The following is a 19,505-nucleotide window of genomic DNA, read 5'->3' on the forward strand; positions in this document are numbered from 1 at the left end:
TCATATATATTATTACTGGCAACTGTGATGAAAGGGGGAAAATCATGTCAGTTGATATTCTTAAAAAGTTTTTCAATGTTGAAGTCGAAAATTCATTTTTAGATGGGAAATACGTTCGGTACATGGCAAATGATACAATTTACACTCTTTTTCCTGTCACGAATGTTCGAGAGGAATTACTTGTCGAGTTATATGAAATGTCTGAACATATAGCAGGCATGGGAGACAAGTATATTTCAAGATTTATTCTCTCAACCGACAACAAGTACCTTATTACATCAAATGAAGAGGACTATGTGTTACTTCAAAATAAATCAACATCATTGCCGCGTCATTTGGATTATGGAAGAAAACTTGCTAAGTTTCACTACCGTGGAAGATCCATTCAAACCAGTATTGAACATGTCAGTCGTGTAGGTCAGTGGAAATCTTTTTGGGAAACACGTTTAGATCAAATGGAAAAAGCTTGGTATCGATTAGTACAAGAGCATCCTGATCAGGAATTTGAGCATTTATTTGTTGATTCATTTCCTTATTATATGGGTGTATGTGAAAATGCGATTCAATATCTTGTCGATACTGAAATAGATGATACACCTGTTCAAATCGATGCCGGAACGGTATGCCATGAACGTTTCAATAAAGATTCCTGGGGCAAGAACCAATGGATTCGTAATCCATTTGACTGGGTTTTTGATCATCCAAGCAGAGATATTGCCGAATGGATTCGTGATCAATATTTTCGCAACAAACGAACATTTTTGCCAGACGTCCAAGATTTTTTAAGAAGCTATCAATCCGTTTCACCGCTTTCATCCTTTTCCTGGAGGCTTTTGTATGCTCGCTTATTATTTCCACTTCATTACTTTGAATGCATAGAAGAGTATTTTATTACTAATTCTGAACAGCATCAAAAATATTTGGAGGAAAGATTAAGAAAGTATATGAGGGATTCAGTCGAATATGAAAGGTTTCTAAGTGACTTTTTTCAGATGGCGGAAGTTTCGGGGAAGTTAAATGTTCCTACAGTTGATTGGTTAATAAGTTAGAGGTGTTTTTTGCTAACGCTCTTTGCGTATAAATTGTTGTTTTTGGGACCATAGACCGTTCCTTTCCGCTACAGGAACCTGCTTTCCTCTATATCCCGCAGACGCGAAGCGTTGAGGAGGCTCACCGCCCGCCCCGCTAAAAAGCGAGCACCCTGGAGCGGAAATCACCTTCATACTGATCAATAGCAACAAAGTTTGCGAAAACAGTTTTTTTACAAAAATAAAAAGCGATTCAGCTTGAATCGCTCATGTTATTAAAAAACTTGTTCTACTTCTACTACACCAGGAACCTCTTCGAATAATGCACGTTCAATTCCGGCTTTAAGTGTAATGGTTGAACTTGGGCAAGTACCACAAGCACCTAGAAGACGAAGCTTCACAATCCCATCTTCAACATCGACTAACTCACAGTCACCGCCATCACGTAATAAGAACGGGCGTAATTTATCTAATACTTCTTGAACTTTTTCAATAATAGTTGGTTCTGACATCGAATATCGACTCCTTTCCATAATCCTATTATAATCAGTAATTGAAAAAAAATCTATTATATAACTTCATTCGCTACCCCCTTTTCATTCTCAAAATGTTGTGTACAATATAAGAAAGGGGAGAATAAATGAGATGAAAAAACAAGCAGAACTTATTATTTATGGTGCAGAAATCATTTGTGCAAGCTGTGTGAATTTACCTTCTTCCAAGGACACATATGAATGGTTGGAAGCGGCCATTTCTCGAAAATATCCAAATCAACCAGTCACGATGCGTCTAATTGATATTTATAATCCACCCGAAGAAGAAAATGTAAAACGCTTTGCTGAGAAGGTAATTGAAGAGGATATGTTTTATCCAGTTGTGACTTTGGAAGGAAATATAGTTGGTGAAGGAAACCCACGATTAAAAACCATTTATTCAGAGTTAGAAAAATACGGCTATTTACCTGCAAACGAAGTTCTTTAATTGACTGTAAGGATGAAAAAGGGTAGGATAAACCTTGGTAGTGAGGTGACTATCTTTTGAATCCTATAATAGAGTTTTGTGCGAGCAATCTTGCAAGTGGAGCATATAGAGCTCTTGAAATTCTAGAAGAAGATCCGAATTTGGATATTGTAGAATATAGCTGCTTAGATTATTGCGATATTTGTGGAATGGCACCTTTTGCTCTTGTAAATGGGGAGTATGTAAAAGGTGAAACGTCAGAAGAGCTCGTCGAAAATATATATAAATATTTAGAGGAAAATCCGATGTTTTAAAAAATAAAAGGAGGAAAAGCCTTCTTTTATTTTTTATGCCAAATTTTCCTCCTTTTTTGTTAACCTAATTTCCTGCCATTGATCTTTTGCCATTTCGATGATTGTTCTTTCGGTCGTTGTATTTTGCTTCTCAATCACTTTCGAGAGATACATAACAGCTTGTTCATTTTCCCCAATTTGGTACGACAATTGTGCAATTAAATACATGATTTTTATTTCCGACATTTGTGTACCGTGAAAATCACTATTTAAGTATGATTGAACATATTCTTCAACAGCAAATTTCATGAAGCGTTGTTCTTGATTGGTATTCTTTAACTTTCTGTATAACCATGCGATGCGTAAATAAAAACCTGCTGTTGTCACCTTTTTTTCTCTTTTTAATTCACCGCAGTATGCTGCAAGCTTATATGAATTGATTGCCTGTATAGGAGTACGATTTTTTCCATAATCTTGAGCTACCCATTGATCACTTACTCTATGTATAATTTCTTCACTAGTAGTTGGTGGAAAATATTTAGAAAAATCCTCGGTAAAAGAAAAACCACAATGTGGACATACAAAAACATTGTAGAAAAGAGGATTAATCATATCATCATGATAATTCGGACAAAAATCTTTATCATAATAATCCACTTTAACAAAACTAGAACGAATTTTCGTTGAAGTGAAACCCTTCTTACAAAGTAAACATTCCAGTTTTTTTTCATAAAATGGTGTTAAGGATGCATTCATAATATCAACACCTTTGATTATAAAATGTAGGACCAAAGACACTTAGCCTTATGTCCTATTATAATATAAATCATTCATATCCAATAGGGTATAGTGATGATTTTGAAAACTTTTTAATACAAATTGTCAAAAGCATTTAGGTTGAGTGTGTATAATAGAGGGTATATAATATAAAATAAATACTCAAATAAGCATAGAATTAATATATAACATTTATTATGGAGGTGGAAAAATGTCAAATGTCGTAGTTATTACTGAAGCAGCAGCTCTTCAAATAAAAGATATGATGAAGCAAAATGAAGAAGAAGGATCATTCTTACGTGTATCAGTAAATGGTGGCGGATGTACCGGCCTGTCTTACGGAATGGGCTTTGATCAAGAGAAAAAAGCGGATGATATGGAAGATAGCCAGCATGGAATAGCTATTCTTGTGGATAAAGAAAGTGCTCCGATTCTTCAAGGAACAAAAATTGATTATAAGCAATCTCTTATGGGCGGCGGCTTTACTATTGATAACCCGAATGCAATCGCATCCTGTGGGTGTGGTTCATCATTTAGAACAGCGAAAGTTACAGGGACACCGGAGAATTGTTAATAAAAAAACCTAGGAAAAAAATCCTAGGTTTTTCTTATGATGGAAATAAAGAAGTACTGTGCATTGGTTGCAAGCGGGCTTTTGGATCTATGTAAGCTTTGGCGTTACTTACAGCGGTAGGTGCTTCACCAAAACCGGTTGCGATTAATTTTATTTTTCCTTCAAATGTACAAATATCTCCGGCTGCATAGATTCCTGGGATGTTTGTTTCCATTTTGGAGTTAACAACAATTGAATTCTTTTCAATTTCAATGCCCCAATCTTTAATCGGACCAAGGGAAGAAACGAATCCGTAATTAACGATTAGTGAATCAAATTCTACTGTTTCTTTTTTGTCACCACGTACTTCTTCGAGAACTAGCTGTTTCGCTTGATTTTCATCGCCAACTAATTCAACCGGAACAAATGGCGTGACAATCTCAACTTTAGAATTACGCAATGTTTCAACACTATGTTCATGAGCGCGGAATTTATCACGGCGGTGAATTAAGGAAACTTTTTCAGCAATTGGTTCTAGCATTAATGCCCAGTCAACAGCGGAGTCTCCACCACCTAAAAGTGCTACTTTTTGTCCTGCGAAACTTTGAAGGTCCTCTACAAAGTAGTGTAAATTCTTCCCTTCATATTGAGCAGCATTTTCTAACTCTAAACGACGTGGTTGGAAGGCGCCAACACCAGCAGTTATGATTATTGTTTTAGAGTAATGAACTTCTTTATCTGTTGTCAGCTTAAATACTTCATTATCTTGTTTTTCAACATTTTCAACTGCTTGTTCAAGACAAATTGTCGGTGAGAACATGGCAATTTGTTCTTTTAAATTATTAACTAAATCTTGTGCTTTAATTTTTGGAAATCCTGCGACATCATAAATATATTTTTCCGGATACAATGCAGCAAGTTGTCCACCTAATTGTGGTAAACTTTCAATAATCTTCACACTTGCCTGACGCATACCTCCGTAAAATGCGGTGAACAATCCAGTAGGTCCTCCGCCAATAATTGTTATATCATAAATTTTTTGATCTTCCTTCAAAAAAATTCCCTCCATATCATATAATTTCAATTCCATAATATCACATCCGAAATCATGTAATCTATTGTTTGCATTTTGCACATCGTTTTTGGAATTTTTCTAAGTTTCATTTTTCCTAAATAGATATTGAAAAAGAACTGTAAAAGGAATATTATTAAGTGTGGATATTATTAATTTTTTATGACAATTATTAAGTGGGGCTTCGTTAATAATGCGGTTAGTTTAACAAAGCCTTATTTTACTATGTATTCATTAGTGAAATAAATCACAAATGTTTTTTTCATATTTATGGTGGTAACATATAAATACCATCACTAAAAAAATTAAAAGGTGGAATTGATACTGTGAGAAAGCCAAGAGTTGTTGTTTTGGGTGCAGGTTATGGTGGATTAATGACTGTAACTCGTTTACAAAAATTATTAGGGACGAATGATGCTGAGATAATCTTAATCAATAAAAATAAATATCACTATGAAACGACATGGCTTCATGAAGCATCTGCAGGTACTCTTCATCATGATCGAGTACGTTATGATATTAAAAATGTAATTAATCCCGCTAAAGTTGAATTTATACAAGCTACTATTGAAAAAGTGATTCCGGAAGAAAAGAAAGTAATTCTAGAAAATGCTGAAGTAGAGTATGATTATTTAGTTATTTCTCTTGGTTCTGATTCGGAAACATTTGGCATTAAAGGTTTAGACAAATATGCATTTGCCATCACAAATGTGAATGCGGCAAGACAAATTCGTGAACATATTGAATATCAATTCGCAACTTACAATACAGAAGTAGAAAAAGATGAAAAACGTTTATCTATCGTTGTAGGTGGTGCTGGATTTACAGGTATCGAATTTTTAGGTGAATTAACTAATCGTATTCCTGGATTATGTGAAGAGTATGATATTGATCCTAAAAAAGTAAGAATTACTTGTATTGAGGCTTCCCCTATGGTATTGCCACAATTTGATCGTGACCTTGTCAACTATGCGATCTCATTACTTGAAAGTAAAGGGGTAGAATTCCATATCGGTAATTCAGTTCAAGAAGTTACAGAAGATGGAGTATTCTTCGGTAAAAAAGGTGAGGAACCGGAGGAAATAAAAGCTGGAACTGTTATTTGGTCAGCAGGAGTTCGCGGCAACTCTGTCATTGATAAATCTGGGTTTGAAACGATGCGTGGACGGGTTAAAGTTAACGATGACCTGCGTATTCCGGGTTATGAAGATATTTTTGTCATTGGTGACTGCTCACTAATTATTAATGAAGAAATTAATCGTCCATATCCACCTACTGCCCAAATTGCGATGCAACATGGTGAAGTTTGTGCACGAAATGTGGCGAAGCTAGTACAAGGCAAAAACGATCTTGAAAACTTTTCTTTTGATGATAAGGGTACTGTTTGTTCGCTTGGTGAAGATGATGCAATTGGAGTTGTATTCGGGAAGAAAATCAAGGGAACGAAAGCTTCAGTTATGAAAAAAGTAATTGATAATCGTGCATTATTTATGGTCGGTGGTCCTTCACTAGTGATGAAAAAAGGTAAATTTAAATTATTATAATATGCAAAGAAAAGATGGAGGCAATTTATCCATCTTTTTTTGTTTTTGAAAAATTCAGAAATAAAGAGTTATAGAAAGATAAAAGATGAAAAGGGACTATTGTATGCGTTTTCTTCCCTCGATTTGCTTGTTTACCAATTGGATAAAAGATGATATATTATCAGAAAATTGAGAAATAAAATTCAGACGAGGAGTTGAGTAAAATGAAGATGGCGACTGCGGAGAATAAAACATGCACATATTGTTCTGGAAAAGGTTACTTTCAACTCATTTTAGGCGGTTCTGAAACTTGTCCGTGTTGTGATGGAACAGGTAAGAAAAAATAGAAGAATGATAATATAGATTGGGCCCTTAAAAGGGGCCTTTTTATTTTTACTCGGCTTTTTCAAAATGTTTGTTCTCAAAATGTTCATTTCTTTCCTAGCACTTTTATTGACTGGCTTATGAACATTAAGTACACTTGAAATTAGTGTATAATGGACTAGGTTTCGTTTGAAAGAAATGAATTTTTGGAGGTACGTGTTCGAATGCATATGGCATTACCGGTTTTAATTATTTCGATGTTATTATTTTTTGTCCTTTTCTTCGGCATCGGTTTCATTTTAAATATGCTATTAAGAATGACATGGTTAATGGCAATCGTTTATCCAATCGTAGCAATTTTGATTATTGATAATGTGCGCTTCTTAGAGTATTTCACTAATTCAAGTCATGCTTTTCATGAATTAGGAAAAAAAATAACTGCCTTATTAGCGCCTGACATTCTGATTTTATTAAGTGGTTTTATAGGTGCAATCGTAGCTGGTGTAGTTATGAAAATATTACGCAAAAAAGGTTATCGCATGTTTTAACATTCTATTATTAAAGCCTCTCACAGGCTTTTTTTTATTTAATAGATATATATTCCGACTTGGCGGAATTTTTAGTTTTTTATCCTTCCGATGAATATTTCAAATCGTTTTGGGAAAGGAATAGATTTGGGAGGAGTGGAAAAACTATGTATATGAAAAAAATATTAAGGCGTTTTCTTATGACAATTTTATTTATAGGTGCAGTGTTAGCGACATTTCAATCGATTTCTGGGGTAAAGGCTGAATCCCTAGAGTCGGGTATGATTTATGAGTCGGATGTAAAAATTTCAAATAGCCTTCAAAAGGCAGTTCGTAATTTAAGTAGTAAATCAATGGGTTTGGCATTAAAATCATTGAAAAAATCGGCGGTAACAACAACACAAATTTCATCAAGTGAATCAGTAAAAGGTTCAATACCAACATTAGAAAAAGCGATAAATTGGTCAAAATATCCTACAAAGGAAGTAGTGGCGACCGGCTATACAGCAGGTGTTGAATCAACTGGAAAAAATCCAAATGATCCGCAATATGGTATTACATATTCAGGCGTAAAAGTAAAAAGAGATTTATATTCAACGATTGCAGCTGACACAAATGTATTTCCGATAGGTTCTATTCTTTTTATTCCAGGCTATGGATATGGAGTAGTGGCGGATACGGGATCTGCTATAAAAGGAAATAGATTAGACCTATATTATGAAACGGTTAAAGATGTTTATGAGCAATGGGGAAAAAAGAGTGTAAAAGTTTATATTGTTGAAGTAGGTAAAGGAAAATTAACTGAAAAAGAACTCACGAAACTAAATGAAGATAAGGCCATGCAAGTATTTAGGCAGCAATATATTAAAACAAAATTAGAATAGATTGAGGTGGGCTGATTATGTCAGCCCACCTTACATTTTTTAGGACTTTTCGAAATAGATATAATTTTTGAATTGTGATAAATGTTATTATAGAAGTTTTTCGCTATAATAAACAATGGAGGTGTTTTAGGATGTTTAATATTATTAGTTCGAATCCTTTTAATGAGAGTCAGGAATGTCTTTTAGTTGGCTTAAAAGATACTTCGGAAAAGTTTTCTGGTATTTTAACAGATTTGGATGGTAAATTTGAAAACGGTTTGACAGAGCTTGTTAAATCAGGTGATATATCTGCAAAATTAAAGCAAATTTCAAAAGTACATACGTTAGGAAAAATTGCTACTAAACGATTAGTATTTATCGGTTTAGGAAAAGAGAAAGACTTAGAGTTTGACGCAATAAAAGAGGCGTTTGGAAAGGCATTCAAATTTGTAAATAAGAGTCGATTACAATCAGCAGCTGTCGCCCTTGATACATTTGTAACAGAATCTCTTTCTCACGAGGAGGTGGCAAATGCATTAAGTGAAGCATTGGCATTAGCCACTTATGAATTTGCTGGATATAAACAAAAATCAAATGAACCTGAGAAGAAAATCGAACAATTAAGTATTTTTACGGAAGCAGACAAAGAGGAGATTGAGGCAGCATTGACTGTGGGGTATGCTTATGGGAAGGCTACAAACTCTGCACGTACACTAGTCAATCTTCCCGGAAATATGTTAACAGCTACAGATCTAGCTCAATATGCTGCAGAAGTAGCAAAAAAATATGAATTTGAAGTAGAAATACTTGAAAAAGAGGAAATGGAAAAATTGGGGATGGGTGCTTTTTTAGCTGTTAACCAAGGATCCACAGAACCTCCAAAAATGATTGTGCTAAAATATCAAGGGAAAGAAGAATGGAAAGATGTTATCGGTCTCGTCGGCAAAGGAGTTACCTTTGATACTGGCGGGTATTCATTAAAAACAAAAACCGGTATCGTTGGAATGAAAACGGACATGGGTGGTGCTGCAGCTGTTCTAGGTGCAATGGAGATCATTGGTGAACTAAGACCAGAGCAAAACGTTGTAGCGGTCATTCCTTCCACAGACAATATGATTAGTGGTTCCGCATTTAAGCCAGATGATGTGATTACATCTATGAGTGGAAAGACAATTGAAGTATTAAATACCGATGCTGAAGGCAGATTAGCCCTAGCAGACGCTATTACTTATGCAAAACATCATGGAGCTAATTATTTGGTTGATGTTGCTACATTGACAGGTGGTGTCATTACTGCACTTGGCCTTGATAAAACAGGTGCTTTAACGAACCATGAAGAATTTTTTGAACAAGTATTAGAGGCATCCAGTGAATCGGGTGAATTTATTTGGCGCTTGCCATTAACGGAAAACGATAAAAAACGGGTTCGTGGAAGCAAAATTGCAGATTTAAATAATTCCCCAGGCAGTGAAGGCCATGCAATTATGGGAGGAGCTTTTGTCGGAGAATTTGCAGAAGATACTCCATGGGTACATTTAGATATTGCTGGGACAGCTGTTACAAGTAAGGAATACGATTTAGGGCCATCTGGTGCAACCGGAGTTATGGTACGTACATTAGCACTACTTGTGGAAAGATTTGAACCAATCAAATAATCCTATTTCAAAAAAACCGTATGATTACGGTTTTTTTTTGATGAAAAATCAGTATGTGACCTCTCTCATATATTTGGGCAGTTAAAAGCCTATCCAAAATCACGTTTGCCCATGCCATTCGCCCTTAACTCGCATAAAAAGATAAAGAGTGTCTTTAAAAAGGAGGTATACCTAATGTATTATTATCGACAGGCACCAGTCCCTCAAAATTATAGAATGTTTCCTTTTCTTTTTGGCGCCCCATTAGTAGGGGGATTTATTGGCGGGCTTATTGGTGGTGGAATAAGTAGTGCGTTTTTTAGACCGCGTCCTTATCCATATCCACAACCATACCCGCAGCCGTATCCGTATCCACAACCATATCCATACCCGCAATATGGGGGTTACGGCGCGAATGCATCCCCATATGTACCATACAGATAATATTCAGAACCTGAGCTCTTCGATTTCGAAGAGCTTTTTTCAATTTTCATTTTTATTGTCCCCAGCGAATTTTTAATTGAAGCAGGCAACAATTTGGTTCACTTTGGCTATTTGAAAAGTTTAAAACGAGACCGCTTGGAGTAAAGCGGATTTCTGGTATTGTTTTTACACCAATACTAGAAATCATTTTTTTTACCTCAATTAACTTAGATTGTTGGGCAAAAGTCATTAGTCTTTTAGAAAAATCTTCGGAGTTTGATATTTTTTCAACTATTTTTTCAGCGTCTTTTAAGATAGATAACGTTTTGGTGGCGGATTGTTTAAACAAAGTTGTGTTTACTGGCTGATATTGACGGGGGTTATAAAAAGGAATTGGTTGATAAGGGATAGGGGGATACATCGGATGATTTGGATAATTTCGGTTCAAAGTAATCGTCCCCTCCTAAAAAGTTAATTTATCTTCCTTTTCACAATATGCTGAAAGACCAGTAGTATGTGTTGCTAAATTTTTATTATGATACTAATATTCAAGAAGGATTATAAGGAATACTTCTTGAATATTAAGATAAGGGGGAAAGACAATGGATTACAAAAACACATTAATTGGGACGCTTGGAATTGAGTTTGTAGAAATTAGTAAAGGAAATGTAATTGCTACAATGCCTGTGAATGAACGAACAAAACAGCCATTCGGGTATTTGCATGGAGGGGCATCCGTTGCTCTGGCTGAAACCGTAGCTAGTGTTGGTGCAGCAGCAATTATTGATCCGGAAAGTGAAATATGTTTTGGTTTGGAAATAAACGCGAATCATATCAGATCTAAGCGAGATGGTATAGTCACCGCTTTTGCTGAAGCTGTTCATGTTGGCAAGAGTACACATGTATGGGAAATCAAAATTAAAGATGAAGAAGACCGGCTCATCTGTACGTCACGATGCACAATGGCAGTTGTACCAAAAAAATAACCTACAAGTGAATGACACTTGTAGGTTATTTTTTAGTAGCCTTCTTTTAACTGATGTCGATCGTGCTTGATACTGTAAAGCAGCATGCAGAACGCAAATAAAAATAACGCGCTAGTCACATAAAATACGGAAGATATCCCGCTAAATCCTGAAATTAGCCCACCTAAGACTGGACCTATGACATTTCCCAGAAAGCGGAAACTTTGATTATATCCAAGTACTTCCCCTTGCATTTCAAGTGGTGCTTCTCGGCGAATAAAGGCAGTGATACTTGGAAGCATTCCACCGATAGCCATTCCAAAAAAGAAACGGAAAATGACTAGTTCCCAAAGTTGGTTGGCTAGTGCTTGGGGAATGATAAATATAGAAGCAAGTACGAGTAAACACATTAATACCTTTTCATGGCCGATTTTATCCCCAAGTTTCCCCCATTGACGTGTCATTAATAAATTACCGAAACCGGTAGCGGAAAATGCCATACCGGCTAACAATGCGACGCTTCCTGCACTGCTTAATTGACTCACATAAAGGGCGAGTAGTGGTTGAATACTAAAGTTTGCAACTTGAATAAGCAGCGCGATAATCATTACAGTAATTAAAATGCGATGATTAAAAATTCTTTTTAATACGTCTTTGCGGCTGAAATCTTTTTGACCTTGTTTGGCTATTCTTGCCTTCTTGTTCTCAACAATACCGAATAGTACGCCGGTTGTGGCAATGATGATGGAAATAGAGGTAATAATAAATGTGTACTTAAAGCCGAATGAGTCAGCCATTGCACCACCAATTAATGGTCCGAATAAAGTTCCAGAAACGGTTCCCATTTGCAGCGTTCCTAAAACCTTCCCGGCACTTTCTTTAGGTGTTTGGGATGAAATAAGAGCAATGGATGTTGGTATAAATCCAGTCACGATTCCCATCATAAATCTTAAAATGAATAGACCTATTACATGGTGCATCATTCCCATAAAAAAGATACTGACGGCAATCCCATATCCAGTAATTAATAGAATTGGTTTAAATCCATACCGATCACCAAATCTTCCCCAAATTGGAGAAATGAAAAAAGCCACCAAAAAGGTCACTCCAAAAACAAATCCTGCCCATCTTTGTACATATTCATCACTATAATTTCCGAACGATTCGATGTATAAAGAAAGGAAGGGCATGATCATTGTTGTGCTTGCACCGACTAAGAAGTTGCAAATCCACATAATCAGTAAATTACGTTTTTCGTTATTAATCAAAGACACCTTCTTTTTTGGCTATTTTCGTATAGGTTGTTGTAGGAAATAATGAAATGAACCGTTCCTTTCCGCTACAGGCACTTGCTTTTTCGCGGTGCTACGATGAGCCTCCTCGTCGCTTCGCTCCTGCGGGGTCTCATCTGTCCAGCTGATCCCGCAGGAGTCAAGTGCCTTCCGCTCCAATTCACTCTGTGCTTATAACAGCAACAATCTTTTAGAAAAGAGCCTTTTATTTTTAATAACTTTCGTTTTTCTAATATTTAGTTTACCTAAATATTATATTGATATTTTCTAAAATTTCAACTATGAAAAAGCCCTTTTATTTTTTTGAAACCGCTTTAACTGTTGTGTTAATGGGAAGGGGACGGGCAATAAAAAAATAAAAAAAGAGATGATTCGTCATCATCTCCACACGTTAGTTATTCCATGTAATAGTGTACATCAATTCGTATTCTCGCTGGATGCTTCTTAAGCTCTCTATACTTTTTGCGTTAAAATCAGTTTCTTCAGCGGTAAGGTCGTTTATCATTTTCTCGACAGATTGTTTTAAAGAATCATTATATTTAGGGACATCTCCATCATAAGGTTTGACCATTTTTAATGGGATATTCGATTGTTCTCTGTATGCTAAAGCTTTTCTTTCGTGAAAAAAGGCAACGTCTGTTTCTTTCGGATGATGCAAATCCCCTTGCATTGGGTGTTTTAAAACAGCCAGCGTTCTGACAACATAATGATCAGGATATATGCCTGTAATTTCACCTATGTATTTTCCTGTTTTATTAAAAAAGGTTACTATTTGTTCTAATTCCATAATCATCTACCTCCTTATGACTATTATGATGGACAATAAACAAAATGAAAAGAAAAGAAGATGAAAGTTGCATCAAGGGATGTGAATTTAGTAAAGTAGGTGAAGGAAGATATGTATTATCATAAATAAATTTTAAATCATACATAAAGGAGTATATTAAATGACATATCCACAGCTTACTAATGAAGTATTAGAAAACGAAAAGGTAATTGAAATGCAAACCAATATGGGGAACATTAAAATTAAATTATTCCCAGAACTAGCACCTAAAACAGTTGAAAACTTTGTAAAGCACAGTCAAGATGGTTACTATGAAGGCGTTACTTTCCACCGCATTATTAACGGATTTATGATTCAAGGCGGCGACCCGCAAGGTAACGGTACAGGTGGAGAAAGTATTTACGGAGCTCCATTTGAAGATGAATTTTCTCAACAATTATTTAATTTCCGTGGTGCACTATCAATGGCAAATGCTGGTCCAAACACAAACGGCAGTCAATTCTTTATCGTACAAAGTGTGGCAGTTGATCCAAGAATGAAAGGCCAAATGGAAAGAGCGGGATACCCAGAAGAAGTGATTAATGCATATATGGAAAACGGGGGAACTCCACATTTAGATTTCCGCCACACAGTATTTGGTCATGTAATTGAAGGTATGGATATTGTAGATAAAATTGCTGAAGTAAAAACGGATATGCAAGACCGTCCAGTTCAATTTGATGTTGTTATTGAAAAAATAAATGTATTGAAATAATGTGAAGCTGTCCAATTGGGCAGCTTTTCTGTAATAATTTTGTCAAATTAAGCAATTGGTTTTAGCTTATGAATATTGGTATACTAGTAGTAGAAGTTTTATAAGAAAGGGAGTTTCACATGTTAAACTCTTTAAATATTTTCATACTAAATTTGTTTCTTTATTTTCCAGAAGATAAAAGAGAATATATTCCCGCATTTATCTCGTTTTCTATCTTTATGGTTCTATGCATATTAACGTTTATGTTTATTCTTAGAGTAAATAAAAAACAACTAAAGAAAGCGAAGGAATTTGAAGAAAAAGTTAAAGATACACTAAAATAATGGATGAGCCAATTCAACTAAAGGATTGGCTTTTACTTTTAGCTAATAGACCGTTCCTTTCCGCTACAGGCACTTGCTTTCCGCGGGGCTGGCGATGAGCGCTCCTGCGGGGTCTCATCTGTCCAGCTGATCCCGCAGGAGTCAAGTGCCTTCCGCTCCAATCCACTCTGCGTTTTGATTAAATTCATATTGATAGCAACATTCTGTGAGAAAACATCCTTAATTGTTACGAATAAACAGGCTTTGTTCTGGCTAGAATTGTGAATGAATAACAAATTTTGGAGGAATACATAATGAAATGGGCTGCTATTCTATTTACAACTATTTTATTGAGCGGGTGTACACAAGGGAATCCTAAAGATACAGATGTTGATATAAAAAATGCTGCAGGTGACAGTCTTGGGAAAATAAATTTACAAGAGCAAGCGAAGGGTGTCATGTTGAAGATCAATCTTACTGGTCTACCGCCGGGTGAGCATGCAATCCATTTTCACGAAAAGGGAAGTTGTAAAGCTCCCAATTTCACATCCGCCGGTAACCACTTTAATCCAGAAAAAAAGGACCACGGTCTATTAAATCCAAAAGGATCCCATGCAGGTGATCTGCCTAACTTAATCGTAAAAGACGATGGAAAAGCAAAATTAGACATTCTCGCACCACAAGTTAGTATGAACAGCGGAAAAAATTCGTTGTTTACAAAAGACGGAACTTCCATTGTCATCCATGAAACCAAAGACGATGGAATGACCCAACCTGCTGGTGATGCGGGTAATCGGATTGCGTGCGGGGTAATAAAAAAATAAAAGTAAAAAACCGGGAATTTATTAATTTACCGGTTTTTCATTTATATATTGATATATGTTTTGGTAAACTTCCTCTGCTTTTTCCTCTGGGATTAGATGCCCAGCTTCCTTTAAAACGACAAGTTTTGCATTGGGTATTTCCTTTGCTAACCGTTTTCCAATGTGAAGAGGAACGACTCGATCAAATTCTCCCCAAATTAATAGACAGGGAGTTGTGATCGCCTTTAATCTATCGGATGTTAAATCGCCTTCTCGGTCTCTCACCATTCTTGAGAGACCACGGAATATTTCATTATTTAAAAATGGCTGCTCGTAACCTTTTAACATGTCATCGTCAATAATCATTTTATTATGGACAACATTTTCGACATTTTTCTTAACGCCTGACTTTTCTAAGTAACGTTTAACAAAATAATGAAAAAACGGGAAGTAGCTTAGTAATCTTAATGATTGCGTAGCTGCTCCTAAATAGCCGGAACTGCAAAGAAGAATCCCTTTTTTCACTAAACTTGGCTTTTGGAGCATCATATTCAAAGCGATTTGACCGCCCATCGAATGGCCAATAAGATACACGCTACGGTATTCAAGATGATCGATTAAGGAAATAACCGTTGCGGCCAGATTATAATATGAATACTGATAGTGAGAATGTTTTCCACTTTGCCCAAAGGGAGGTAAGTCGATGGCAATCACGTTAAATTTTTCAGTTAAATAAGGAATCAATCTTCTAAAACTAAATGATGATGAGAGAAAGCCATGTAATAACACGAAGGTTTCTTTTGCATCTTTATTTTGATGTATTTCCAAATATAGATCGATACCTTTAATATTTTTTGTAAGCGTTGAAACAGTAATAGACACGAAATTCACTCCAAAAAGAGAAAATGACAAAAAAAAGGACGAGCATTATATCTCGTCAAAATAAAAATAAAAAGGGGGAATACTAGTGTATAGTATTGCCAATAGTAACAGTACTATACAGAAAGCCTTGTAATTATAGGATAACCAATTTTAATACTTTTTAATCAAATATAATAAAAAATTATTCTTTGGATTGAGTGAACACAGAAGCTGGAACATCTAAAACTGTTGATAATTTTAATATAGTTTGTGTATTAGGTACTTGCTCCCCAGATTCGTATTTTTCAATCGTTTTCGTTCCCAATCTTGCCTTTAATGCTAATTCTTCTTGCGTTAGATTATGTTGTTCACGATAAAATTTTAGATTTTGTGCAAATGAAGTCACGTGAATACCCCTCCAATAATCAGAATTCTTTTCTTTTATTGTATCACATAATAGTTTTTAGGCTTAAATCTGCTTCTTGAATATTTTGTGAGCATTTTACGTTATGCTTATTTTTGATTATCAATATTGACTGTGGTATAATTTTATATTGCGTATATATAGGAGAAAAAATTAGATAAATGGGAGTGTTTCGATGACGACAAAATACGAAATTGGAAATGTGTTAACTGGTAAGGTAGCAGGTATTCAACCATACGGTGCATTTATTGCACTTGATGAGGAAACTCAAGGATTAGTTCATATTTCGGAAATTAAACACGGTTATGTTAAAGATATTAATGATCATTTAAAAATTGGTGACGAAGTAAAAGTAAAAGTGCTTTCTGTGGATGAAGAAAATGGCAAGATTAGCTTGTCCATTCGTGCCACTGAAGAAGCACCAAAACAAGAGAAAAAACAACCTCGTCGTCGTCAAGCAAGTGTTATTCCTGAAGAGCCAACAGAGGGATTTAATACTCTAAAAGACAAATTGCAAGAATGGATTGCACAATCAGACTTAATCAAAAAATAATAAAAAAGAATCCGCTCATGTCGAGCGGATTTTTTTTATGGTTTTTCAATTCCATACTTGCGTATGCGATATTGTAAATTTTGACGGCTCATATGAAGTGCCTGAGCGGTTTTTGTAATGTTAAATCCATGGTACTGCAGGCCTTTTTGGATATAATATTTTTCCGCTTCTTGGATGTATTCATCGAATGGTTTGATTGGATTCTTTTGAATTAGAAATTGGTGTTCGTGTGATATTCGATGTCTAAAATAAGTTGGTAAATGATGATACTGCAGCAAATCTTCATTATCAAGCATCTTCATTGAGCTTTTAATGACATGTTCAAATTCCTTTATATTGCCAGGCCAATTATAATCTGAAAAACTTTCGAGACACTCATCTGATACTTTTTTTACATTTAGTTGAAAGCGCTCATTATATTTATTTAAAAAGAATGCAATAATTGAAGGAAGGGTATCAATACGATCGCGTATTGGCGGTATAAAAATTGTAAGTTCACTTAGATGATAATATAATGTCTTATTTAATTTTCCACTTCCTATTAAATCAATCGGATCTTTCCCAAGTGTGCAAATAATTTTATATGGACGCTCAGCAGTAATCATATTGAGAAAATGCAACTGACTAGTTGACGGAAGGTAATAAATATCCTCAATTACTAAGGTTCCGCCTTTTTCATTTTCTAAAAGTTTCATTGAATCAATTAGTACTTGCTCAATCGTTGATTCAGGCAGGGATGAACAATTTTGAAAAATAATCGGTTTTTCCGCTTGGTAAATCTCATGATGAATACACTCTGAAAGGATTTGTTGACCAGTGCCGGATTCGCCGATGATTAATATCGTTGACGAATTACTCGCCATTTGTTTGCCTGTTTCAATCACCTTTTGTGGGAAAAGATCAGACAAATTTTCAAAGGTATGAGTATGTGCAGAAGATGTTTCCCTTAGTGTATTTTTGTTCATCATTCTTTCTAATTTGGTTACATCTCGAACAATTTCCACGGCGCCAACTATTGTATTTTCATTGAAAATAGGAAATGTATTGTTCACTGTTTTTATTTCTTGACCTTTATTGTTAAAATACATTTGTTGAATGTTAAGAATAGGCTTTTTCGTATGTAAAACTTTTAATAAAGTGCTATCTTCACCTTGATAAAACTGAAATACATCTAATATATTTTTATCTAATATATCTTCAATATCCGTTCCTTCAATTTCAATCATTTTTTTATTGTACAAAATCGTTTTTCCATTCTCATCAATGACATGTACCCCTACATCAATGAGGTCGAGAATGGTTTTATAAATAGCTATTTCATTTTTAAGTTGCATGATAGGACACCCCTTAAAAAAATTCAAAAGAACAAGAAAAAACACTTGAAAAATGCAATGTCTTTTTGCATTATTATATATGTAAGGGTTTTCTAGAGCAAATAATTTTTGCACTATAGGTGTTAGAAATATAAATTATGATACTAAAAATTTTACTAAAAGCTTTTGAATGTTGTAATTAAATCTTTTGATTTCATTTTAATAAGGTCCTTCTTTTTGGAAAGGCTCTATATAATAGAATGGGGGAAATTTTATGGTAACAAAATCAGAAAAAATTATCGAACAAACAGAAAATTATGGTGCTCATAATTATCATCCACTACCAGTTGTTATATCTGAAGCTGAAGGAGTTTGGGTAAAAGATCCAGAGGGTAATAAGTATATGGATATGTTAAGTGCGTACTCTGCTGTGAATCAGGGACATCGTCACCCGAAAATTATTGAAGCGCTTAAACAACAAGCAGATCGTGTCACCTTGACTTCACGGGCATTTCATAATGACCAGCTTGGTCCGTGGTTTGAAATGGTGTGTAAATTAACTAATAAGGAAATGGCTTTGCCGATGAATACAGGTGCGGAGGCAGTCGAAACAGCAATTAAAGCAGCAAGACGATGGGCATATGATGTAAAGGGTGTAGCCGAGAATCAAGCTGAGATCATTGGATGCGAAGGGAATTTTCATGGGAGAACAATGACGGCAGTATCCCTATCTTCCGAAGAGGAATATAAACGTGGATTTGGTCCGATGTTACCGGGAATCAAACTTGTGCCATATGGTGATTTAGAAGCTTTAAAAGCGGTTATTACCCCAAATACAGCGGCGTTTATAATTGAGCCGATTCAAGGGGAGGCGGGAATCGTTATCCCACCGGAAGGTTTCTTAAAAGCTGCTTATCAATTGTGTAAAGAAAATAATGTACTATTTATTGCAGATGAAATTCAATCGGGCTTAGCTCGTTCTGGGAAAATGTTTGCGTGTGATTGGGAAGAAATTACCCCCGATATTTACATTCTTGGAAAAGCACTAGGAGGCGGAGTTTTCCCAATTTCATGTGTCGTTGCTAACAAAGATATTTTAGGAGTATTTAACCCGGGATCACATGGCTCTACATTCGGAGGAAATCCAATGGCCTGTGCCGTTTCCATTGCAGCTTTAGATGTCTTAATCGATGAAAAATTAAGTGAAAAGTCGTTGGAACTTGGAGAATACTTTATGGGCCAATTAAAAGAAATTCAGAACCCAATTATAAAAGAAGTTCGCGGCAAAGGCTTATTTATTGGTGTTGTCTTAGGAGAACCCGCCAGAAAATATTGTGAGGCATTAAAATTAGAGGGACTTTTATGTAAAGAAACTCATGAGAATGTGATTCGCTTCGCACCTCCACTAGTAATTACAAAGGAAGAACTTGATTGGGCCATTTCACGTATTAAAAAAGTTCTCTCTTAATAGGAC

The 19,505-nt window shown here is 35.4% G+C and carries 25 protein-coding genes; 16 read left to right on the forward strand and 9 right to left on the reverse strand.

Going from position 1 to position 19,505, the window contains the following annotated elements:
- Positions 1-44 precede the first annotated feature (44 nt).
- Positions 45-1,049, forward strand: a complete 1,005-nt coding sequence (gene yutH / locus I5776_RS06130) for a spore coat putative kinase YutH (protein WP_202779505.1) — start codon at positions 45-47, stop codon at positions 1,047-1,049.
- A gap of 254 nt (positions 1,050-1,303) precedes the next feature.
- Here the strand turns inward: yutH and I5776_RS06135 are convergent, their stop codons facing one another.
- A complete protein-coding gene (locus I5776_RS06135) occupies positions 1,304-1,600 on the reverse strand; it encodes a NifU family protein (protein WP_202780710.1) in 297 nt (98 codons plus the stop codon).
- 73 nt (positions 1,601-1,673) lie between these two features.
- On the opposite strand from I5776_RS06135, the gene I5776_RS06140 reads away from it, so the two are divergent.
- A complete protein-coding gene (locus tag I5776_RS06140) occupies positions 1,674-2,009 on the forward strand; it encodes a YuzD family protein (protein ID WP_202779507.1) in 336 nt (111 codons plus the stop codon).
- Positions 2,010-2,065: 56 nt separating this feature from the next.
- Complete coding sequence (locus I5776_RS06145; protein ID WP_202779509.1) at positions 2,066-2,302, forward strand: YuzB family protein; 237 nt, start codon at positions 2,066-2,068, stop codon at positions 2,300-2,302.
- Between the two features lie 33 nt (positions 2,303-2,335).
- Here I5776_RS06145 and I5776_RS06150 read toward each other — a convergent pair whose 3' ends face one another.
- Positions 2,336-3,037 carry a DUF2225 domain-containing protein gene (locus tag I5776_RS06150; protein WP_202779511.1) on the reverse strand — a complete coding sequence of 234 codons (702 nt, stop codon included), beginning with the start codon at positions 3,035-3,037 and terminating at the stop codon, positions 2,336-2,338.
- 232 nt (positions 3,038-3,269) lie between these two features.
- Between I5776_RS06150 and I5776_RS06155 the strand changes: the two genes are divergently transcribed.
- On the forward strand, positions 3,270-3,632 hold the full coding sequence (locus tag I5776_RS06155) for a HesB/IscA family protein (RefSeq protein WP_202779513.1): 363 nt from the start codon (positions 3,270-3,272) through the stop codon (positions 3,630-3,632).
- Positions 3,633-3,666: 34 nt separating this feature from the next.
- Here the strand turns inward: I5776_RS06155 and I5776_RS06160 are convergent, their stop codons facing one another.
- Positions 3,667-4,665 (reverse strand): NAD(P)/FAD-dependent oxidoreductase, encoded by a 999-nt coding sequence (locus I5776_RS06160; protein WP_202779514.1) that lies wholly within the window; start codon positions 4,663-4,665, stop codon positions 3,667-3,669.
- A gap of 335 nt (positions 4,666-5,000) precedes the next feature.
- On the opposite strand from I5776_RS06160, the gene I5776_RS06165 reads away from it, so the two are divergent.
- The 6 genes from I5776_RS06165 to I5776_RS06190 all read left to right on the forward strand — a co-directional run bounded on the left by I5776_RS06165 (position 5,001) and on the right by I5776_RS06190 (position 9,998).
- Positions 5,001-6,227 (forward strand): NAD(P)/FAD-dependent oxidoreductase, encoded by a 1,227-nt coding sequence (locus tag I5776_RS06165; RefSeq protein ID WP_202780711.1) that lies wholly within the window; start codon positions 5,001-5,003, stop codon positions 6,225-6,227.
- A gap of 203 nt (positions 6,228-6,430) precedes the next feature.
- Positions 6,431-6,553, forward strand: coding sequence for a YuiA family protein (locus I5776_RS06170; protein WP_202779516.1), 123 nt, complete (start codon positions 6,431-6,433; stop codon positions 6,551-6,553).
- Positions 6,554-6,754: 201 nt separating this feature from the next.
- Positions 6,755-7,078 carry a YuiB family protein gene (locus I5776_RS06175; RefSeq protein WP_202779518.1) on the forward strand — a complete coding sequence of 108 codons (324 nt, stop codon included), beginning with the start codon at positions 6,755-6,757 and terminating at the stop codon, positions 7,076-7,078.
- Between the two features lie 152 nt (positions 7,079-7,230).
- The gene (locus I5776_RS06180; protein ID WP_202780712.1) at positions 7,231-7,941 is read left to right on the forward strand and encodes a 3D domain-containing protein; all 711 of its coding nucleotides are present in this window, start codon (positions 7,231-7,233) and stop codon (positions 7,939-7,941) included.
- 131 nt (positions 7,942-8,072) lie between these two features.
- The gene (locus I5776_RS06185) at positions 8,073-9,575 is read left to right on the forward strand and encodes a leucyl aminopeptidase (protein ID WP_202779520.1); all 1,503 of its coding nucleotides are present in this window, start codon (positions 8,073-8,075) and stop codon (positions 9,573-9,575) included.
- Positions 9,576-9,749: 174 nt separating this feature from the next.
- Positions 9,750-9,998, forward strand: coding sequence for a hypothetical protein (locus I5776_RS06190; protein WP_202779522.1), 249 nt, complete (start codon positions 9,750-9,752; stop codon positions 9,996-9,998).
- A 52-nt stretch (positions 9,999-10,050) separates the two neighbouring features.
- Here I5776_RS06190 and I5776_RS06195 read toward each other — a convergent pair whose 3' ends face one another.
- On the reverse strand, positions 10,051-10,425 hold the full coding sequence (locus I5776_RS06195; protein WP_202779524.1) for a YuzC family spore coat inner layer protein: 375 nt from the start codon (positions 10,423-10,425) through the stop codon (positions 10,051-10,053).
- 154 nt (positions 10,426-10,579) lie between these two features.
- Between I5776_RS06195 and I5776_RS06200 the strand changes: the two genes are divergently transcribed.
- A complete protein-coding gene (locus I5776_RS06200) occupies positions 10,580-10,963 on the forward strand; it encodes a hotdog fold thioesterase (protein ID WP_202779525.1) in 384 nt (127 codons plus the stop codon).
- Between the two features lie 32 nt (positions 10,964-10,995).
- Here the strand turns inward: I5776_RS06200 and I5776_RS06205 are convergent, their stop codons facing one another.
- Both I5776_RS06205 and kapB read right to left on the reverse strand, forming a co-directional pair.
- Positions 10,996-12,207 (reverse strand): MFS transporter, encoded by a 1,212-nt coding sequence (locus I5776_RS06205; protein WP_202780713.1) that lies wholly within the window; start codon positions 12,205-12,207, stop codon positions 10,996-10,998.
- Between the two features lie 418 nt (positions 12,208-12,625).
- On the reverse strand, positions 12,626-13,021 hold the full coding sequence (kapB, locus tag I5776_RS06210; protein WP_202779526.1) for a kinase-associated lipoprotein KapB: 396 nt from the start codon (positions 13,019-13,021) through the stop codon (positions 12,626-12,628).
- 160 nt (positions 13,022-13,181) lie between these two features.
- On the opposite strand from kapB, the gene I5776_RS06215 reads away from it, so the two are divergent.
- The 3 genes from I5776_RS06215 (at position 13,182) to I5776_RS06225 (ending at position 14,901) form a co-directional block, all read left to right on the forward strand.
- Positions 13,182-13,775 (forward strand): peptidylprolyl isomerase, encoded by a 594-nt coding sequence (locus I5776_RS06215; protein ID WP_202779527.1) that lies wholly within the window; start codon positions 13,182-13,184, stop codon positions 13,773-13,775.
- A 119-nt stretch (positions 13,776-13,894) separates the two neighbouring features.
- Complete coding sequence (locus I5776_RS06220; protein WP_202779528.1) at positions 13,895-14,098, forward strand: hypothetical protein; 204 nt, start codon at positions 13,895-13,897, stop codon at positions 14,096-14,098.
- 293 nt (positions 14,099-14,391) lie between these two features.
- On the forward strand, positions 14,392-14,901 hold the full coding sequence (locus I5776_RS06225) for a superoxide dismutase family protein (RefSeq protein ID WP_202779529.1): 510 nt from the start codon (positions 14,392-14,394) through the stop codon (positions 14,899-14,901).
- 21 nt (positions 14,902-14,922) lie between these two features.
- Here the strand turns inward: I5776_RS06225 and I5776_RS06230 are convergent, their stop codons facing one another.
- Together I5776_RS06230 and I5776_RS06235 are read right to left on the reverse strand one after the other, a co-directional pair.
- Positions 14,923-15,762, reverse strand: a complete 840-nt coding sequence (locus tag I5776_RS06230; RefSeq protein ID WP_202779530.1) for an alpha/beta fold hydrolase — start codon at positions 15,760-15,762, stop codon at positions 14,923-14,925.
- A gap of 181 nt (positions 15,763-15,943) precedes the next feature.
- Positions 15,944-16,147 carry a helix-turn-helix domain-containing protein gene (locus I5776_RS06235; RefSeq protein ID WP_202779531.1) on the reverse strand — a complete coding sequence of 68 codons (204 nt, stop codon included), beginning with the start codon at positions 16,145-16,147 and terminating at the stop codon, positions 15,944-15,946.
- A gap of 193 nt (positions 16,148-16,340) precedes the next feature.
- Between I5776_RS06235 and yugI the strand changes: the two genes are divergently transcribed.
- Positions 16,341-16,718, forward strand: coding sequence for a S1 domain-containing post-transcriptional regulator GSP13 (gene yugI / locus I5776_RS06240; RefSeq protein WP_202779532.1), 378 nt, complete (start codon positions 16,341-16,343; stop codon positions 16,716-16,718).
- A 35-nt stretch (positions 16,719-16,753) separates the two neighbouring features.
- On the opposite strand, the gene I5776_RS06245 is transcribed toward yugI, so the two are convergent.
- A complete protein-coding gene (locus tag I5776_RS06245) occupies positions 16,754-18,052 on the reverse strand; it encodes an AAA-type ATPase lid domain-containing protein (RefSeq protein WP_202779534.1) in 1,299 nt (432 codons plus the stop codon).
- A 253-nt stretch (positions 18,053-18,305) separates the two neighbouring features.
- Between I5776_RS06245 and I5776_RS06250 the strand changes: the two genes are divergently transcribed.
- A complete protein-coding gene (locus I5776_RS06250; RefSeq protein WP_202779536.1) occupies positions 18,306-19,499 on the forward strand; it encodes an ornithine--oxo-acid transaminase in 1,194 nt (397 codons plus the stop codon).
- Positions 19,500-19,505: the final 6 nt, after the last annotated feature.

The sequence above is a fragment of the Heyndrickxia vini genome, from assembly GCF_016772275.1.
GTDB classification, from domain to species: Bacteria; Bacillota; Bacilli; order Bacillales; family Bacillaceae_C; genus Heyndrickxia; species Heyndrickxia vini.

Bases quoted from the DNA above. Each gene is read 5' to 3' on its own strand.
- I5776_RS06215 (WP_202779527.1), top strand. From the start codon at position 13,182: ATGACATATCCACAGCTTACTAATGAAGTATTAGAAAACGAAAAGGTA.
- I5776_RS06190 (WP_202779522.1), top strand. From the start codon at position 9,750: ATGTATTATTATCGACAGGCACCAGTCCCTCAAAATTATAGAATGTTT.
- I5776_RS06140 (WP_202779507.1), top strand. From the start codon at position 1,674: ATGAAAAAACAAGCAGAACTTATTATTTATGGTGCAGAAATCATTTGT.
- I5776_RS06225 (WP_202779529.1), top strand. From the start codon at position 14,392: ATGAAATGGGCTGCTATTCTATTTACAACTATTTTATTGAGCGGGTGT.
- I5776_RS06185 (WP_202779520.1), top strand. From the start codon at position 8,073: ATGTTTAATATTATTAGTTCGAATCCTTTTAATGAGAGTCAGGAATGT.
- I5776_RS06170 (WP_202779516.1), top strand. From the start codon at position 6,431: ATGAAGATGGCGACTGCGGAGAATAAAACATGCACATATTGTTCTGGA.
- yugI (WP_202779532.1), top strand. From the start codon at position 16,341: ATGACGACAAAATACGAAATTGGAAATGTGTTAACTGGTAAGGTAGCA.
- I5776_RS06175 (WP_202779518.1), top strand. From the start codon at position 6,755: ATGCATATGGCATTACCGGTTTTAATTATTTCGATGTTATTATTTTTT.
- kapB (WP_202779526.1), bottom strand. From the start codon at position 13,021: ATGGAATTAGAACAAATAGTAACCTTTTTTAATAAAACAGGAAAATAC.
- I5776_RS06250 (WP_202779536.1), top strand. From the start codon at position 18,306: ATGGTAACAAAATCAGAAAAAATTATCGAACAAACAGAAAATTATGGT.
- I5776_RS06155 (WP_202779513.1), top strand. From the start codon at position 3,270: ATGTCAAATGTCGTAGTTATTACTGAAGCAGCAGCTCTTCAAATAAAA.
- I5776_RS06180 (WP_202780712.1), top strand. From the start codon at position 7,231: ATGAAAAAAATATTAAGGCGTTTTCTTATGACAATTTTATTTATAGGT.
- I5776_RS06150 (WP_202779511.1), bottom strand. From the start codon at position 3,037: ATGAATGCATCCTTAACACCATTTTATGAAAAAAAACTGGAATGTTTA.
- I5776_RS06200 (WP_202779525.1), top strand. From the start codon at position 10,580: ATGGATTACAAAAACACATTAATTGGGACGCTTGGAATTGAGTTTGTA.
- I5776_RS06245 (WP_202779534.1), bottom strand. From the start codon at position 18,052: ATGCAACTTAAAAATGAAATAGCTATTTATAAAACCATTCTCGACCTC.
- I5776_RS06220 (WP_202779528.1), top strand. From the start codon at position 13,895: ATGTTAAACTCTTTAAATATTTTCATACTAAATTTGTTTCTTTATTTT.
- yutH (WP_202779505.1), top strand. From the start codon at position 45: ATGTCAGTTGATATTCTTAAAAAGTTTTTCAATGTTGAAGTCGAAAAT.